This window comes from Niameybacter massiliensis (assembly GCF_001282685.1).
In the GTDB taxonomy this organism is placed as follows: Bacteria; Bacillota; Clostridia; order Lachnospirales; family Cellulosilyticaceae; genus Holtiella; species Holtiella tumoricola.
Window position 1 is genome coordinate 1,970,001 of sequence record NZ_LN875035.1, and the last position, 18,704, is coordinate 1,988,704.

The 18,704-nt window shown below is 33.3% G+C and carries 13 protein-coding genes; 1 reads left to right on the plus strand and 12 read right to left on the minus strand.

The features are described 5' to 3' along the window. Window positions 1-252: 252 nt before the first annotated feature. The 10 genes from BN2390_RS14820 to BN2390_RS14865 all read right to left on the minus strand — a co-directional run bounded on the left by BN2390_RS14820 (window position 253) and on the right by BN2390_RS14865 (window position 15,960). Window positions 253-531, minus strand: coding sequence for a hypothetical protein (locus BN2390_RS14820; RefSeq protein ID WP_053985095.1), 279 nt, complete (start codon window positions 529-531; stop codon window positions 253-255). 22 nt (window positions 532-553) lie between these two features. After that, window positions 554-1,534, minus strand: a complete 981-nt coding sequence (locus BN2390_RS14825) for a Gfo/Idh/MocA family protein (protein ID WP_053985096.1) — start codon at window positions 1,532-1,534, stop codon at window positions 554-556. 189 nt (window positions 1,535-1,723) lie between these two features. Further along, window positions 1,724-3,604, minus strand: coding sequence for a LysM peptidoglycan-binding domain-containing protein (locus BN2390_RS14830; protein WP_053985097.1), 1,881 nt, complete (start codon window positions 3,602-3,604; stop codon window positions 1,724-1,726). 222 nt (window positions 3,605-3,826) lie between these two features. After that, window positions 3,827-4,639, minus strand: a complete 813-nt coding sequence (locus BN2390_RS14835) for a hypothetical protein (RefSeq protein WP_053985098.1) — start codon at window positions 4,637-4,639, stop codon at window positions 3,827-3,829. Beyond that, window positions 4,623-5,468, minus strand: a complete 846-nt coding sequence (locus BN2390_RS14840) for a hypothetical protein (RefSeq protein ID WP_053985099.1) — start codon at window positions 5,466-5,468, stop codon at window positions 4,623-4,625. The genes BN2390_RS14835 and BN2390_RS14840 overlap by 17 nt, the downstream gene beginning before the upstream one ends. 71 nt (window positions 5,469-5,539) lie before the next feature. Next, window positions 5,540-10,042 carry an endo-beta-N-acetylglucosaminidase gene (locus tag BN2390_RS14845; RefSeq protein WP_053985100.1) on the minus strand — a complete coding sequence of 1,501 codons (4,503 nt, stop codon included), beginning with the start codon at window positions 10,040-10,042 and terminating at the stop codon, window positions 5,540-5,542. A gap of 412 nt (window positions 10,043-10,454) precedes the next feature. Then, entirely contained in the window at window positions 10,455-12,488 is a 2,034-nt protein-coding gene (locus BN2390_RS14850) for a sensor domain-containing protein (protein WP_053985101.1), read from the minus strand. Window positions 12,489-12,845: 357 nt separating this feature from the next. Next, complete coding sequence (locus BN2390_RS14855) at window positions 12,846-14,036, minus strand: MalY/PatB family protein (protein ID WP_053985102.1); 1,191 nt, start codon at window positions 14,034-14,036, stop codon at window positions 12,846-12,848. Window positions 14,037-14,054: 18 nt separating this feature from the next. Next, complete coding sequence (gene nhaC, locus BN2390_RS14860; RefSeq protein WP_053985103.1) at window positions 14,055-15,533, minus strand: Na+/H+ antiporter NhaC; 1,479 nt, start codon at window positions 15,531-15,533, stop codon at window positions 14,055-14,057. Window positions 15,534-15,558: 25 nt separating this feature from the next. Then, a complete protein-coding gene (locus BN2390_RS14865) occupies window positions 15,559-15,960 on the minus strand; it encodes a RidA family protein (protein ID WP_053985104.1) in 402 nt (133 codons plus the stop codon). 126 nt (window positions 15,961-16,086) lie between these two features. Here BN2390_RS14865 and BN2390_RS14870 point away from each other — a divergent pair, with 126 nt between their 5' ends. Next, window positions 16,087-16,761: a helix-turn-helix transcriptional regulator gene (locus BN2390_RS14870; RefSeq protein ID WP_053985105.1), complete on the plus strand. Its 675-nt coding sequence runs from the start codon at window positions 16,087-16,089 to the stop codon at window positions 16,759-16,761. A gap of 64 nt (window positions 16,762-16,825) precedes the next feature. On the opposite strand, the gene BN2390_RS14875 is transcribed toward BN2390_RS14870, so the two are convergent. After that, window positions 16,826-17,935, minus strand: a complete 1,110-nt coding sequence (locus BN2390_RS14875; protein WP_053985106.1) for an aldo/keto reductase — start codon at window positions 17,933-17,935, stop codon at window positions 16,826-16,828. A 266-nt stretch (window positions 17,936-18,201) separates the two neighbouring features. Continuing rightward, window positions 18,202-18,702 (minus strand): dCTP deaminase domain-containing protein, encoded by a 501-nt coding sequence (locus BN2390_RS14880; protein WP_053985107.1) that lies wholly within the window; start codon window positions 18,700-18,702, stop codon window positions 18,202-18,204. Window positions 18,703-18,704 lie beyond the last annotated feature (2 nt).

Sequence of the window (18,704 nt, forward strand, 5' to 3'; positions counted from 1 at the left end):
ATTTTCTATAGAGATTTGTTATTTCTAGAAAATGGCGGAAACTATATCAAAGCTTCTCTCTATGAGCTTAATTTAATCGTTTCTCAAATTTCATCTTCCGAAAAGCTGACTACATTAGAGCACTTTTTCAACTGTAGAGTTTATGCAATAATTCTATTCATTTTTTATTTTATTCAACCTAATTAATAAAATAAAAAATAGAAAAGAAGGGCTTTCATATATATGAAAGCCCTTCTTTTCTATTTCTATATCCTACCATCTATTAGGGCTAGTTAATTTCACCACGTCTTCACCAAGTTCACCTAGCTCATCTTTATACTTGGCATAACGTTGTCTTGTCATAGATGTTTGTGGCAAATGCTCTATACACAGTTGTAAACAGTCTATTGTTTGTTGGAGATACTGAAAAATCCTATCAGATTCTATAACTTCCTTATCTTCAGTCTTTTTTAATCTCTCTAAATGCTCTAACGTACGTGTTTTGGTATCTTCATAAATCAAATCTAACTTTGACTGTTGTGTATTCTCCATTCTAATACACCTCTTTCTAAATTCAAATTTCTCTTTCATCCATAGGGAACTTAACACCCCATTTACTTCTTAAGCTATCCATTAATTCCATAATACGTAAAATTTCCTTATGTGGCATTGCTTCACATTCAATTTTACCTTGTTTAATAGCTTCAATACAAGCTGCTACTTCAAATTCAAAACCTGTATGTTGATTTGGAATTTGTAAACATTGAATTTCTTTGCCACTTAAATCATATATTTTGATAGTTTGTGTATTAATAATACTATTTGCTACTATATAACCTTTGTCTCCAGCAATCACACCTTGACACTCGCTTTGTGCTAAAACTGTGCTATTAAGCGTTGCTATCTTTCCATCCTCATAGATTAAGATAATGCTATGTTGAAGATCTACACCTTTATCTGATACAACAGCTGCTGACTGAACATCTACTACTTTATCTCCAAAAGCCATACTCGCAAAGTTGATATTATAAACACCAATGTCTAGAAGCGCTCCACCAGCTAAGCTTGGCTCTGCAATTCTTGTAACATCACCTATTACGTACCCTAAATGTGCCGTTAAGTTGCTTACTTTACCTATTATACCACTTTCAATAGTTTCTTTCAGCATTTGACATGAAGGCATATATCTTGTCCATATAGCCTCTGCTAATAACTTATTCTTGTACTTAGCAAGATCTAAAAGCGCCTTAGCTTCTCTTGCATTTGATGTAAAAGCTTTTTCACATAGTACATGTTTATTGTGTTCTAACGCAAGTTTTGCATGCTCATAGTGATGTGAATGAGGTGTTGCCACATAAATCAAATCGATTTCTGAATCTTGCACAAGTTCTTCATAAGAGCCATAGGCTTTAGCAAGTCCAAATTCTTCTCTAAACGCTTCTGCACGTTCTAGATCTCTTGCTCCAATTGCATAGCATTCTACCTGTTCCATTCTATTTAATGTTGTTGCCATTGTTCTTGCAATATTCCCTGCACCTAGTATACCTATTTTCATTTCATTTTCCTCCCAATTTAATCTCATCTTTATTATAACAAAGAAATCAAATTATTCCATGGTCCTTTATATATGATTTTCTTTAAATAATATATTTTAAAATGAATAGCAAGAAGAAAAGATACAAGCTATAAAATAGAAAGCGGCATACCCCAGATTTAGGTATGCCGCTTTCTATTTTATAGTCTATTATTTAGCTTCTAAAAGTGAACCTATTACTTTTGCATCTTGCTCTAATTTGAAAGTTTCTTTGTAAGCTTCTTTAGCAAAGTAGATATTACCTTCTACTGTTACATTTGTAAGTGTAAAGCCCGGTGCTTCTACATAAATATCTCCTACAAATGTTCCTTCTTGAATCTTAAAGTTTTCACTTTTTACAATCATTTTTGGTGATGTAAGTACATAGGTTTCAATTACATTTTTACCACTATCTTGGTTGTAAAGTGCAAGCTTACGATAGATATCATTTTCTGGTTTATTTTTGTTTCTAAATTCACCTTCAACTACAATCTCTTTATCTGTTGTAAAGTCATCTGTTGCACAAATAATCCATGTACCTTCTTGACTTAATGCCATATGTAATTTACTTTCTTCTGTAGCAAATGATGCACCTGTTACTGCATCTATTCCTTCTGTTTTGACAGCTACTTCACCTTTAACTGTACCTTGTGATAAGTCAGCTGTTCTCATATAAGCTTCTTTTGCGAAGTAAACATTACCTTCAACTGTTGTTCTTACAAGTGAAAATCCTGGTGCTTCTACATAGATATCCCCTACAAATGTTCCTTCTTGGATTTTAGCATTTGTACTTTTTACTGTTAATTTTGGTGCTTGAAGTGTATAAGATGCTGTTACTTTTTTATTCTCATCTTGATCGTATAAAGCAAGTTTACGTCCTGCTACTACTTTAGTAGCATCTTTTTTATCTTGTTTTTCAAATCTGCCTGACATTACAATTTCTTTATCTGTTGTAATATCTTCTTTTAAAGTAATAATCCATTTGTTACCTAAAGCTTTTTCAAGAGATGCTTCGTCTGTTGCAAGTGATGCGCCTGATACAGAGTCAACTTCTGTTCCAGTAATGATAGAGCCTGTTACTTTTGCTTCTTTTTGGAGTACAAATGATTTTCTATAAGCTTCTTTTGTAAAATAGATATTCCCTTCTACTTGTGTGTTAACAAGTGTGAAACCTGGTGCATCTACATAGATATCTCCTACAAATGTACCTTCTTGGATTTTGAAGTTTTCGCTTTTTACTATCATTTTTGGTGTTGTAAGTGTATGTGAAGCTGTTACATTTTTATTTTCATCTTGATCATATAAAGCAAGTTTACGAGCAATTTTATCTTCTGGGTTGTTTTTATTTCTAAACTCACCTTCTACAATAATTTCTTTATCTATTGTAAGATCGCCTTTTGCACAAATAATCCATGTACCTTCTGTACTTAAAGCCTTTTCTAACTGAATCATATCATTTGCTACAGATGCACTTGTTACTACATCTACTTCTGGTGCTGGTGTAACAACCTCTGGTTTTACTTCTACTGGTTTTTCAACTGTTGTAGTTGGTTTTGTTTCAGCTGGTTTTGGTGTTGTTTGTGTTGTTTTTACTGGAATAACAATTTTTTGACCTACATAAATTAAATGTGGGTTTTTAATATTATTGTAAGTAGCAATTTCTTGATAAGTCATACCATATTTAACAGCAATTCTTGAAAGCACATCTCCTGCTTTAACCACATAAACTTCACCAGGTTTGTTTACACTTGAAGTTGTTGTTGATGGTTTTGAAGTGCTGGTACTTGGTTTTGCAGTACTTGTACTTGGCTTTGCAGTACTTGTACTTGGTTTTGTAGTACTTGTACTTGGTTTTGCAGTACTTGTACTTGGTTTTGTAGTACTTGTACTTGGTTTTGCAGTACTTGTACTTGGTTTTGCAGTACTTGTACTTGGTTTTGTAGTACTTGTTGTTGTGCTAGATGCCCCCGAAACCGCATCTGCTGCAAAAGTTGTAAAACTTCCTGTTGCAATACTTAGCCCTAACATTACGCTTATAAATTTTTTATTCATTAAAGTCTCCTCCTTGATGCTGTTTACATAATTTTACCATATCGTTATTTGTTTATCAATTAGTATTGGAAAATTTTTCTTATTTGAATATTAATATGTTTATTCAATCTTTATTTTATAATACTTTTAAAAACCCTTAGTTTAAAAGTTTTTATTCCCAAATCACGTATCCTTTGCTTATTAACAAAAAAGGATGCTTTTTAACATCCTTTTTTTATATATCTATTTCATAGCTAAACGTATGGCGATTAAATCAGCCATGTCTATTATACCATCTTGTATCACGTCACATTTCTTAGCTTTATCCCACAAGTCCTGCGTAGAATCTATACTGTAATACTTCATAGCTATAGATAGATCTTCTAAAGTAACTACACCATCTTTATTGATGTCTGGAGTAGGCTCTTCTTCTATTACATAAATGGTAATGACTTCTGGTTGATTGAGTCCTTTTATAAGCTGAGTTTCATCCTTATCATTAATGCTCACTACATCACATTGATTTAACTTAATTTGTATCTCATCGCCATTTTTAAGATTATCTTTAGTCTCAAATTGAAGGCTCATGACTTTTTGAACTTCTTGTAAATCTTGCACTTGCATTGTTCCAAATAGAAGTTTTACTTTTCCGTCGCAAATGTCTTTACTAATCAAAACACCCCCCTCTAAACAAAGCGTTTCTTCTACATATGAAACCCGCTCCTTATCATATTCTAACTCTATCTCAAATAAATTGACCTGGCTTACATTACCTATCTCAATATCTAATTGAATCATGGCTTCAGTAGTTGCTTGGACTGTTTTTTGTAACGTATCAAATTTGACCTCTATACTTTGTGACGTAGTAGCTGGAACAAGCTCACATGCTCCCCCTGTCGTAACAGGCACTTGAACATCTTCTAATACAATAAAAGGCCTTTCATAATTAGTTTGACTATTTTGTGCTAAAACTGGAGGACATCCACCTGCTACCCCCAGTGTCAAGCATATTAAAAAAGCTATACGTTTTATAAAGGCTTTAGAGTTGCTGATCATGTTTATCCTCCTTTGGTAAATTCATTTTCTTTGTTATCCTTCCTATAACAAATGCTAAAGCCGCAATGAGTATCCCACCTAATGTCATCTTTCCGTAAGGAAGAGGAGTCTTAACTTCTACTATTTCCTTTTCAGGCTCTGGAGCTGGATCTACTATACTTTCTACTTCTATAGGCCTACTCACTTCTTCTTTAGGTTGCTCTGGCTCTACTTTTTCTTCTATCTGTATTGTTTCTTCTGGTTCTACTAATGGTTGTTTATCTACTGTAGGCTTTGTTACTGGTTCTTTTTGTTGTGGTCTGTCATTAGGTATTTCTTCTAGTATAACCGTTTCTTCTTTTATAGGTGCTTGTTCCTCCTTAAACGTTACATATACTTGTTGATCTAGACTTTTTTTATCTGTTTCAACATTTTGCTGGTCATCTAAGCGCGTAATGTTTAATGCTTTTAGACTAATCGAAGCTTCTTTTATAGTTTCATCTACTTTTTCAACATCTAAGGTAATTGTATAATTCCCTGAGAATTTATTTTCTCCATCAAAATAGCCAAAATAATACGTACCTGCACTATTTTGTACAGGACCTACATTCATATAATCTTGGTCTATTCCATAATTGATATTTTTAATTTCTAGTCCTTGTGTAAGATCAACACCCATTTCTACTCCTGCATAAAGTTCATCTTCTTTTACATTAAGTTGAACTGAAAAATGTTTTTCTCCTACTGGTATAGTAAGTTGGTTATTTTGTATGCCTATTTCACTAGCATCGATAGAAGTTGTACCCAACATCAGCATAGCTATTAAACATGTCCCTAACTGCCTCTTCATCTTTCCCCCCCCTATAGTCTTTAAATAGAAGCTACTTTAAGAAAATTTAAAGTAGCTTCTAGGATTATGATTTATTTATCTGTTCTTTTAGCTGAAATTGCAATAAGGTCTGATAAGTCAATGATGTTATCTCCATTTACATCACACTTCTTAGCTTTACTCCAATTATCACTTGTGCTATCTATCATATAGTACTTCATTGCAATAGAAAGATCTTCAAGTGTTACTTTTCCATCACCATTAATATCAGTACCTGCTGGTTTGCCTGTTGCTTCATTATCTGATGAAGTACCTATAACAGTATGAAGTTTTGTCTTATCATCCTCATGAATAGATACAACCTTTACAGTTTCAAGCTCAACCTTAACTTTTTCACCCTCTTCAATAGATTTACTTGTTTTAAAGTCAAATGAAATAACTGGTGTAGATTCGATTAAGTCGCGGATATCTATTGTACCAAATGTGATTTTGATTTGACCTGGTTTATTGGTCGTTTGGATTTTAACACCTGTTGGTAAGTCTAATGGTGCATTTGTAATTGTAAGTTGTTTTGGATCATATGTTAATCCTATTTCATACATATTAACATCTTCTAAGTTAGCAAGGTTAACTGTATAGCTTACACGATTTTCTACACCTGCTTGGATTTTACCTTCCATTGTTAAAGTTGCTACTGGTGCAGCAAGACCTTCTTCTTGAACCAAAACATGAATAGATGCTTTAAGCCCTTCTGGGTTAGTTACACTTCTACTTAAGTTAAGTTCACCACTTAATGTATAAGTACCTGCTTTGTTACCATCATAACCTGTAGTATCCCATGCGACTGGAACTTCTACCTCCGTATCATTTTCAAGAACTACAGTTACTTGTTCTGGTAAGTTAAGCGCACTAGCAACTGTACCGTATTCTACAGTTACATCTTGTGGGTTTATAATAGATTTAATATTCATTTCATTTTCTGTTTCTGACTCTACTGTAAGTGTTAATTTTACTTGTTTATCATAATTTTTCACTGTACCTAAGAATTCAAACACACCTACCTCAGTTGTATCTACTACTTTATCCCACATTACAGGCAATTCTTCTATAGATAGGTCAGCCATTGTAGCTGTCACTGTTTCTGGGAGTGTATAAGCTTCAAATTGTTTTACAGTTGCTACTACATCTTCAACTTGTTTTACTTTTACTTCAAGTACAATGTCTTGCTCAATCACTTGGAATGGTTCAGTAATTTCAATGGTGTATTCTTTTGTATCTGGTACATAAGTTTCACCAGGGATATGGTTAAATTTAAGAGTATAAATACCTGGTAGTAAATCTTTGCTTACTCCAACACCTGCATTATCTGTACCAATTGTACCTACTAGTTCACCCTCTTTATAGACATCATAAAGTGCGCTTTGCATTGCGTGACCATTTGTACTTGTTACATTAATTTGAATCTTACCTGTTGTAGCAATTTCTTTCTTATAGTTGTATGCAGCATTGAACCTTGTTGTTCTTAGACCTTCATGTTGTACTTCAAGGTTAATAGAACCTCCATCACGGTTAAATAAAATACGTTCTAATACTGCCGTTGTTGAACCTTCAGCTACAGGTATACTTGATTTTTTCGCTACCATATCATCTTCTGACTCATAGTAGTTAACAATCGTACCTGGTTCTAATCCATGAATTTCAACATTAGCATAGTAATTACCAGATGTTTCTCCTTTAATGATTTCATAGTCTGTAATCTTTAGCTCTGTTGGAATTGCTACTGCATCGCCTACTTCACTATCATAAGCTACACTCATTCTAGCACTTTCACCTTTATCAGTTTCCTGAGTTGTATAGTAAATACGACCTGCATCTACACCTAAATCTAAGTTTTCAAAACGTACAACACCTGTTCCATTCGCTACTGCTTCTGCAATGGCTTCTGCACTATCAATACTACTATAAAGTCGTACTGTATGCCCTTCTTTTACACGGCTAAATATAACAGAATCAATAGCACCTTCTTTATTAATTGCTTTTACAAAGTGCATTGGATGTGGTTGTGATTGTTCTTGACCTGCTTCTTCATAGAGTTCAAATTCATAAATGCGAATTGCTCCCCAAGGTGAACTTCCTGAGTTGCGTATATTTAATCTAAAACGTTGACCTACTACAGGTTCAGCTAAGCTTCTATCTGTTACTGCAGCAGTGTTATTGTTTACAACATCTACATTTTTCCAAGCTCCAGTTACTTCATCATACACTTGTAAATCAAAAGCAACAGTATTCATATTCGAAGCTTCTCCACCTGCTTCAGCATGTTTAACAACCCAACGTTGAATGCTCATTACTTCTCCAAGATTGATTTCTAACCATCCTGTACGTGCATTAGTATCACACCACTTACTGTTATTTTCTACCGTACCATCTACTGCCTTCATAGCTGGTTCACCCGTATTTGCATTACTTGCTTTAACAGGTTTATTAAGGGCTAAGTTAATAGGTTTTTCTGTAATTGGTTTTTCTGTATCACCTACAGCTAATTGCCAATCAATTGCAACTGTTGCTGTTTCTCCTCTATTGTAGTTCTTATCTACTGAAACAACCTCAAAGGTCGAAACTTTTTCTTCACCATCTCTTTCAAATGGTGAAATGTAATAAGCATTATTATGAGACATACCTATATATTCTCTGTCTCCATTTTCATGAACACGATAAACTTCATAAGCATATAAGTCTTCATCTTGTACAGTATTCCAGTAAATACGTGCTTCTGCATTGTATGCATCATGGAACATCACTTCATCTAGAGTTACTTTATCTGTTGCAGCTACTGTATCCACTTTTGTATCTTGCATTGCAAAACGTCCAAGATTTAAAGTATAGTCCTTAACATCGGTTTCAGATGCTATACGAATAGAGATACCTTTAATGATTTGCCCTTCATATTCTTTTAAAGAAACCGTATCCGTATTCCATGTACCTGCTTTACCTGCTTCAAGGTCAATAAACGTGAAATTTTTTTCATCATATGTATCACCAAAACAAAGGCCAAGTTGTACTTTTACATCTGTACTAGATGGTTTGTACGTTACAGCAAAATCAGGTGTACTACTTGTTACTGGTAGATCAGTACTAAAGAGTTTAACATGGTTTGGTGCTGCAGCATCTAAATTACCTGTAAACTTAACAGAGTTACCACCTTCATAAGCATCTTTAAAGTCAAAGTCTGCTGCAAGTTTAGAGCCTGTAGACTCAACCATCCATCTCCATGTTGGTAAGTAGTCTTGGTTAGAACGATTATTCCATTCACGCTCTCTAGATACTTCCCCTTCGATAGAGTAGGTATAGCCATGACCTGTGTTAAAGTTGGTTACAAATGGTGTTTGATTGATGGCAGACTTATCTGCTACATAGTTTGCAAGCCCTACCCAACTTTGTGATGTATCTGTATTTGCTGGATCACCTGTACGACCTACCCAAAAAATTTGGTCATGTTTGTAAAAATCTTCTACGTCTTTAGCCATAGATAATGTAGAGTTTGGACAGTACATTGCAAGTGATGTACGAAGTTTACCATTTTCATCTAATAAGGCACCTACATTAAAGTACTTATTATAAGATTCTTCTTGAACATTTAAACCGGAGAATACATCAAACGGACTTCTACCTAATTTATTTGCAGTGGCAACCGTTACATCCGTTTTTGACTTATTCCAATTATAGTTAAGGAAGAAATCATCCATAACTTTTTTACCATTGTAATCAAAATACATAGAATTGCTATCTGTTAATGAATCATAGTAAGTAACATTACCAGAACTATTCATACAGTCATACCAGCTTAAATAAATATCTGGTTTCTTCTCTCTCATATAAAGCATCATATCTACAAGATTTTGTGCATCTTGTGAATTACATCCATAAGACTCTTGATTGATAAACCAACCATCAAAGCCATAGAATTCCATCATCTCTAGCATTTTATCTGCAACTGGAAAATTTCCATTTTCATCTTTTTGGCAGAAGGCACGAACTTCATCAACATACCCTGCTCCACTTCCCCAAGGGAAACCAACAGTTGCTACAACAGGTACCCCATTTTTATGTGCTGAATCAATAACATCTGGTGAAGGAATTGCAAAAATCCCTTCTTTACGTCCAGCCCAGTAAATATAACTATCTATATATTGCCAATATGAGAAGATATAGTTCATCGCAATGTCACCACCTTGTGTAGGTGCATTGTTACTATCTGCATTTGTTAAAGCACAGTTGGTGATTTTTGCATCTGGATTAGCATTTGGATTAACTACGTCTCCCATAAAACGATCTTGAAGTGGTACAACAGAACGTGCATATCTTGCATCTGGGTCACTTGCAGGTGACCAAGCTAGCATATCTGCTACACTGTAACCATCTGCTAATGGTTGAAGAGATGTACGTTCTTCATACTGGTCATTCGTATAAGGCATGATAATCTGTACATCCTCATTTGGTGTTTGAGCTGATACTAAAATAGGTGAAAATGTCATTGATGTAACACATAATGCTGCTACTATGTAACCTAGTTTTCTTTTAATAAGACGACTCATTTATTTTCCCCTTTCTTAACCCTAAAAATTAATAGGTACATGTAAATAATGCAACAGAAACACTTTTACACTTTTATGGAATTTTTTTCCATTTATATTTTTACTATACCTCTTCTATAGTCATTATGCAATACTTTTTTAATGTTTTTTTATAATTTCATGTTAAATTAGTACATAACCTTATGACTCATATAGCTTTTAACTATTTTTCCTTTAGTTTCATTTTATTTTTATTTTGTATCTATTTGTTTTACATCCTAGTTATATTGTAAACAAAACATCTTTCTTTTTATAAGTATATCGATATAACGTTATATTGATATACTTATAAAAAAGGCACTACTCCCCATATCCTTAATTGATAAGATACAAGAACTAGTGCTTTAAACTTTTCAAAAAAATCATTACATATTTACCTATTAGCTATTTTTTTTGCTTCTACTTCTGATAAAGGTTTAGAGAAAAGATAGCCTTGTATTCCCTCCACATTCATATTCTTTAGAATCTCTAACTGGGCTTCATATTCTACACCTTCAGCAATAACATCTAATTGAAGGTGATGGGCAATATCAATAATTAGCTTTACTAATTTTGCATGCTCATCCTTTGTATGAATATGCTCAACAAAATCCTTATCTATTTTTAGCTCTGATAAAGGAAGTCTAAATAAGTAATTTAAAGATGAATACTCCATCCCAAAATCATCAATAGCAATCTTTATACCCATTTCCTTTAAAATATGAAGTTTTTCCATATTTTTTTCTGTATTCTCTAATAATACTGTTTCTGTAATTTCTATACCTATCATTTCAGGCTTAATCTGCAAATCATACATTAATTCTCTTAATCTATCTACAAATCCTTCTGCCATAATTTGAACACACGAAATATTCATCCAAATTACAAGATTATTCTTCGAATCATGATTAATCACTTTTGCAAATTTCATAGCTTGCTGCATCACGTACTCACCAACCTGAGTAATGATTGTACTAGCTTCTAGTAATTTAATAATTTCTAGTATAGGTATATCTCTATATACGTCATTGTTCCATCTCATTAAGGCTTCAAATCCTATAAGCTTTTTGTCTGTTGTATATTGTGGTTGATAATAGAGTACAATCTCATTTTTTAATAGTGCCTGCTCTAAAGCGTGTTGAATTTGAATATTAAATTGCTGTTTTATCTCTAACTCTGTCGTATAAAACACATATTGTCCCTTTCCACCTTCTTTTGCTTGATAAAGGGCCATATCTCCTCTAGATAAAATATTCTCTAGGGTATCTTTTTTTATATTTCCTGTCACAATTCCAATACTTGCTGATACAACAAATTTTATATCATCTTTTGTAAAAATCGTTCTTATAGCTTCTAAAATTTCATCTGCTTTTAGTTCTAGCCATTTTTCTGAAATACCCCCTTCCCATACAACAACAAATTCATCTCCACCTACTCGTGATACATACGCATCCAAGCACACTTCTTGAAGTTTTTGAGCAATAAGTTGTAAACCTCTATCACCATAATAATGTCCATAAATATCATTGAGTTGCTTAAAGTTATCTAAATCAATAAACATCATGGCTATTTCTTCTTTGTTTCCTTGTATTATCTGCTCAATAAATTGATATAATCCCCTCCTATTCCCTATATCCGTCAAATAATCACAATAAGCCAATTTTTCTATCTGAGACTGTGCTACCCTTTGATCCGTTATGTCTCTTGCTACACCTACTGTCCCTATCACTTCACCATCTTCAGCTTGTACAGGTGCTTTATAAATATTGAAATAGCGTCTACCTTTTCTCCCTGGTATACACTCTTCAAAAACAATACTTTTAAGTTTCTCCATTACTTCTTGATCATAAATTCTACATTGCTTACCTATATTGCCATCCCAAACATAAAAGTCCCCTCTTCCCTCTATTTCATCTTCTGTCTTTCCACAATGCTCAATAAATGCTTGGTTCACCTTAATATAGTTACTATCCTTATCTTTAAACCAAGACATATATGGAATATTATTTAGTAAGGCATTAAAGAGAATATCCTTTTGTTTCCATCTTTTAATTGCACTAATATGTTCTATATAAGTACGTAATACCAAGGACATATGTTGTTTAGCAAAAGCTTTAGGTTGATATCCTGTTACACCCAATACTTCTAATACCTGCTTATACGTCTCCCATCCCTCTTCAACTAATACAACAATAGGTACTGTTAATGGTATACCTCTTTGCCGTATCTGCTCAACATATTCTAATGTTTGTGTGTTATTCTCACCATCTACAACAATCATATCTGCTGTCTCATAGACTTCTAAGCTCCTAATAGGTTTGCTTACTACTGTTATTTTCAATTTAATTTTTTCTATTACATATAGTTCTTCTACTTGCAATGTCTGATCCTTTGTAAAAATCAGAACATGAATACGCACTTGGTACATAAAATTTCACCTACTTTTGACTTCCGAATTAATTTTAGGATTTGTAGGTTTATAAATACTATTCCTTCACATATCAATTTTAGTATAAAATAATACATCTTCCTTTTTATCTATACATTGTAGATAATCATAAATTCTAATTGCATTCATCAATTCTATAAATACAATCATCATACTAAACATACAATTATTAAATATTCTATTGTATTAATCCCTGTTTATTCAGTTAATATCTTGCTTTAATTAAAGTAGTATGCTTCATAACAATCTTCTCGTACATCTATTATTTTTAATAATATGGCAAAAATAAAAGCGTAACCTCCTATCTATTTAAGAGATTACGCTTTTATGGATTCATTATTTATTCAGTAAGTTATGATAAACTTTAGTCATTCTTCCGTAAGCTTCTTCAAGCAAAGCTCTTGGACTAGCAATATTCATTCTAATATATCCTTTTCCTGCTTCACCAAAGTTGGTTCCCATATAGACAGATACATTCGCTTCTTCTAAAAACCATTTTTCAAGTGTTTCACCACTACACCCTACATCCTTATAATCTATCCAAAGTAAATAGGTTCCTTCCCTTGGTAAAATTGTAAATTTAGGCATATGTGCTTTAAAATAGGTTCTTGTAAATGCTTCATTTTCATCAATATACTGAAGCATTTCTTCATACCAGTCATCACATTTCGTATAAGCTACTTCAACTGCTGTCGCTGCAAAAATATTAGGGTTATGCATCCCTAAACGATCAATATAATTTTGTATTTTTTCTCTTAATTCTAAATTTGGAATTATCATATAAGAGATAATCACACCTGGAATATTAAACGTTTTAGTTAAAGAAGTGGCTACAACCAGTCTCTCTAATACTTCACTTGATAAACTAAGAGCGGAAGTAAACTTGTAACCTTTGGCTAAAATATCGCTATGTATTTCATCTACAAATAGTACAAGGTTATGTTGTACACAAAATGCTCCTATTTGTTCTAATTCATCTTTTGTCCATACACGTCCCACAGGATTATGAGGACTACATACGATTAGCATTTGGGTCTTATCTGTCACTTTTTGTTCTAAGGCTTCAAAGTCTATTTTATAACCTTGTTCTGTTAGAATAAGTTGACTTTCTACAGCAATACGTTCATTTTTAATAATTGCTTGATAAAGAGGACTATATGCAGGTGAATGAATCATGACTTCAGATCCTTTATCTGTTAACGCTTCCACACTTATACTTGATGCCACATTAATTCTAGGGCAAAATACAATCCATTCTTTTGGCACCTCTAACTTATATTGTCTATTCATCCATCGTCTAATAGCATTATAAAAGCCCTCATCCAAATCACTATATCCAAATATGCCATGTTCTACAATTTCTTTAAAGTGTTCTCTTATGGGTAAAGGTGACTGAAAGTCCATATCTGCTACACCTAGATGAATCATATTAGCTTTTTGGTATTTTTTATCCATAGTATCCCATCTGGCACAATTGGTGCCTCTACGATTTAAGATAGTTTCAAAGTATGCTCTATTCTCTGTCATTCCATTCACTTCCTCATCTTAGAGATTTTGATTTAAAGATACATAGTCATCATAGTACTCACTGTTTTTATTGATCTTAGCAATTCCAATACCTGTAAATCCATAAATAGTTGCAAAGATAATACCTGTATAGCAAATAATTGCCCATGGTAAATACTCTAAAGTAGGTACGCCTAAAGTGGTTGCCATATAGACACCTGCAGCTGTCCATGGTGTAATTGGCTCAATAACTGTTGCTGCATCTTCTAATGTACGAGATAAGTTCTTAGGTTCTAAACCTCTTTTTACATAAGTATCTTTGAACATTTCACCCGGTACTAAGATAGAAAGCTGACCATTTGATGTTACAAATACCGCTGTAATGCAAGCTGTAATGGTTGAAACAATAAGTCCACCTGTACTCTTTACACCTTTCATGAGACGTTCAAGAACAATATTTAATGAACCTGTTACAGCTAATGTACCTGCAAAACCATATGCACAAAATGCAATCAGTACAGTATTTAACATAGAAGTCATACCACCACGTTGAAGTAGTCTTGGAATATCAGGAATTAAACTATCTGCACTGAAACCAGCTACACTTACCATACTTAAGTCAAAACCACTAATAGCAGCTTGGAAGCTTTGTTGCAAACTAAAGTTTTGGAAGATCACTGCACTCAATACTGCAACAACACTTGATAATAACATTACTGGAATCGTTGGTTTTTTGCGAATTGAACCATACAAAACAATAAGAGGAGGTAAAATCACTAAAGGATTAAAGTTAAAAATACTTTCTAAAGTTGTTAAAATTGTGGTTACTTTTTCTGGTGTACCTACATTGGCTACATCTCCACCCATTGTAAATCCTACAATGGTATAAACAATACAGCAAATAATAAATCCAGGCCCTGTTGTATAAAGCATATGACCAATATGATCATAGAGTTTTGAACCTGCTGCAATTGGAGCTAAGTTTGTTGTATCTGATAAAGGTGACATTTTATCTCCGAAATAAGCACCTGAAACAACTGCACCAGCTACGATTGGTAAGGAAACATCCATGCCGGCTGCAACACCCATAAGTGCCACACCAATTGTACCAGCTGATCCCCAAGATGTACCTGTACAAACAGATACAAAGGCTGTTACTAAGAATGCTGTTACAACAATAAACTGTGGGCTGATAATTTTAAGACCATAGTAGATCATCATTGGAATCGTTCCACCAATCATCCATGTGCCTATCATAAGCCCTACAATAATCAAAATAAAGATAGCTGGCATAGTTTTAGATAACTTTCCTACAATAGAATCCATAATATCATTCCAATTATAACCTAAGTAAATAGCGATGATGCCTGCTACTGCCGCTGATACTAACATTAAAATCTCTGGACTAAGTCCCATTACACCATACCCTACACCAAGTAATAAAATCATTGTAACAATTGGTAAGACTGCTAAGAAAAAAGTAGTTTCCTTTTTAACACGTTTGCGTTCTTGTTTCATAACTTTCATCTCCCTAGATTATCTGTTATTTTTCTCTTACTGCAATGACTTCTACTTCACATAATGCATTTTTAGGTAATGCTTTTACTGCTACACATGATCTTGCTGGTTTACCAATGAAATATTTTTCATAGACTTTATTAAAAGTAGCAAAATCCTCCATGTTTTGCAAAAAACAAGTTGTTTTGACAACATGGCTAAGCGTAGTTCCTGCTTCTCTTAATACAGCTTCAACATTTTTCATAACTTGCTCAGCTTGTCCTTCAATGTCACATTCCACCATTTTCCCTGTTATTGGATCAATTGGAATTTGACCCGAACTAAAAATAAGTTCATTCCAAATCATACCTTGAGAATAAGGTCCTATGGCTTTTGGAGCATGTATTGTATTGACAATTTCCACTATGAACAACCTCCTTTTATTCATACTATTGTTATATTTGTATAATACCAATAAAAAAAAGTTTAGTCAATGAATTTTTTTAATATTTTATACTTGTTTTAATTTAATTAAATAGTATAATAAAAACATACCATTCTAGGAGGAGACAACATGATAAATGAACCATATGTCGTTTTAACAGCAGGAGATCATTCTATTTTAGAATCCTATAAACATATGCTGTCTGGTTTAGGAGAATATTTAGGAATAGGCTATGAAGTCATCTTACACAGCTTAGAGAACTTAGACCACTCAGTTATCAAAATTGTAAATGGCCATTATTCTGGTAGAAAAGAAGGTGCACCCATTACTGACTTTGCCCTTTCCATGCTCAAAAAAATTCAAGAGAACAAAGATTATTCACCTATTATCTATTTAAATAAAGATAAAAAAGGTACCGTTCTCAAATCTACCACTATCCCCATTGTAGGTGAAAAAAAGAAAATCATTGGCCTTGTGTGTATTAATTTTTACACCGACGTTCCCCTTTATAACTTATTGAGTAGCTTTATGACGATCGATAACTATACAAACCCAGAACCTATTTATCAGGAAACCTTCTCTGAAAATATTGATGATGTTATTGTCTCTGCTCTTACTGTAGCCAAAGAAGAAGTTTACAATGATTACAACATCACTTCTCAAAATAAAAACAAGGAAATCATCGTTCTACTTTATGAAAAAGGTATCTTTAATATTAAAGATGCTGTCATTAAAGTAGCTGAACTGCTCAATATTTCTAAAAATACCGTTTATATGCATTTAAGGAATATTAAATCTTCATAGAAAAAAGGCTCTTTAAGACATATGTCCTAAGGAGCCTTTTTTCTATGAAATCTCAGTCTATCTCTTAAAGTACATCCAATTCTTTTACAATCCATTCTAGACGATTTATAATATCTAATTTCTGTGTACATAATTTTTCGCACTTACCACATTTAATACAGTCTTTAGCACCTGGCATATCTGATTTAATCACACCCCAGTTTTTGTTATCTTGGTATTTTGCACGTGCTTCATCTAATCCTTTTAAAATATAGCTATTATAGATCTCCATATAGACAGGAATATTAATACCTTTTGGGCAGTGTTTACAGTATTGACAAGTTGTACAAAAACCGTTCATTTCTTCTCTTAACTGTCCCTTTATAGCATCTATTTGATCCTTCCCAAAGACTTCCACCTTTTGCATGGCTTCAATATTATGCTTCACTTCTTCTTTACTACCCATACCAGAAAGAACAACTGAAATACTCTCATGAGCTGCATTAAATCTAAGCGCTGCTTGAATAGTTGATTCACTTACATCTTGTTTAAGGAAAGAGAAATAATCTTGGTTTTGTGGAATTAATCCTCCCCCTAAAGGATTCATTGTCACTACACCGAGACCATGTTTATAAGCTGCTTCTATCCCTTCTTGACGATAAGGGAAATTAACTGCATTATACCCAAGTGTCACACCTTCAAAAAGTCCATCTTCAACCATCATGCGTATTTCTTCCCCACTAGCATGAGTTGAGAAAACTAAGTGCTCAATAAGTCCTTCTTCTTTTGCCTTTAATGCTCCCCAATAAGGTCCATCCTTTGCTATGACACGTTTATATTGTTCATAAGTTAAAATACACCACATATTATAGAAGTTAATCTTTTCAAGTCCCATACGTTTTAGTGAGGTTTCTAATCGACGTCTTACATCATCAGCTGTAGGATCTGAGCCAATACTACTTTTTGTAGACACATAAAAATCTTTAGGCATCGCTTTAAAGGCTTCACCAAAAATAATTTCACTTCGATCCTGACAATAATTAGGTGCTGTATCAAAATAATTGATACCAAGCTCATTGGCATAACGTACAATTTCAGCACCTTCTTCTATAGAACAATCATCTCTAAAACGCATGCCTCCAAAGCCTATTGCTGATACCATTTTTCCCGTTTTCCCATAAGGTTTATAAATCATATTGAGTCCCCTTCTCTATTCTATAGTTTAAAATATTATATTCTATATTATAAAATACATTTTAATCCTTGTATATGTTTATATCATATTCCTCTCCTATACTCATACATTTAATCCAATCAATTATTATAGGCCTAAAAATAATCTAAAAACATAGTTAATTATTATTTAATCACTTATAAAAAGATATTCTGTAAAAAAATAAAAAAATCGCTACATAATCTAAATTGATAGTAGCGATTTCTATTTTATATTAAGTCTTTATATTATTTACCGGATGAACCTAACATGCCTGTTCCACGTTCAGATTCAAATTTAAGAAGTTCTTCATAGCTAATCTCTTCTGTTCTAAGCTTTGGTACTTCTACTAAAATACATTGGCTCATTCCTTTTTCATAAGGATAGATAATCGCATCTTTAAAGGTTTCTTGATCCCCCTCATACCCTTCTTTAAGGATTACAACGGGTACTGGATTATGGTTAGTGAGTGGTACAAACCATTCTCCTCTATAACCTGAGTCAATAACGCCTGCGCGTTGTCCTATTCCTTTGCTCCCATTAGAACCACGTTCTTTTAAGATAGCTACATAATCTGCTGAAAAAGCTGATGCCAAGCCTGTTGGGATCATTTTTGTTTCATGTGGTTCAATAATCATATAGTCTTCTTCAAAACATGCATAGATATCAAATGCACCATCTTCTTCTCGTTTTGTTGGGATAATAGCTTGTTCTTTCACTTTTGCAAAATAAATAATACGGTTATTCATCT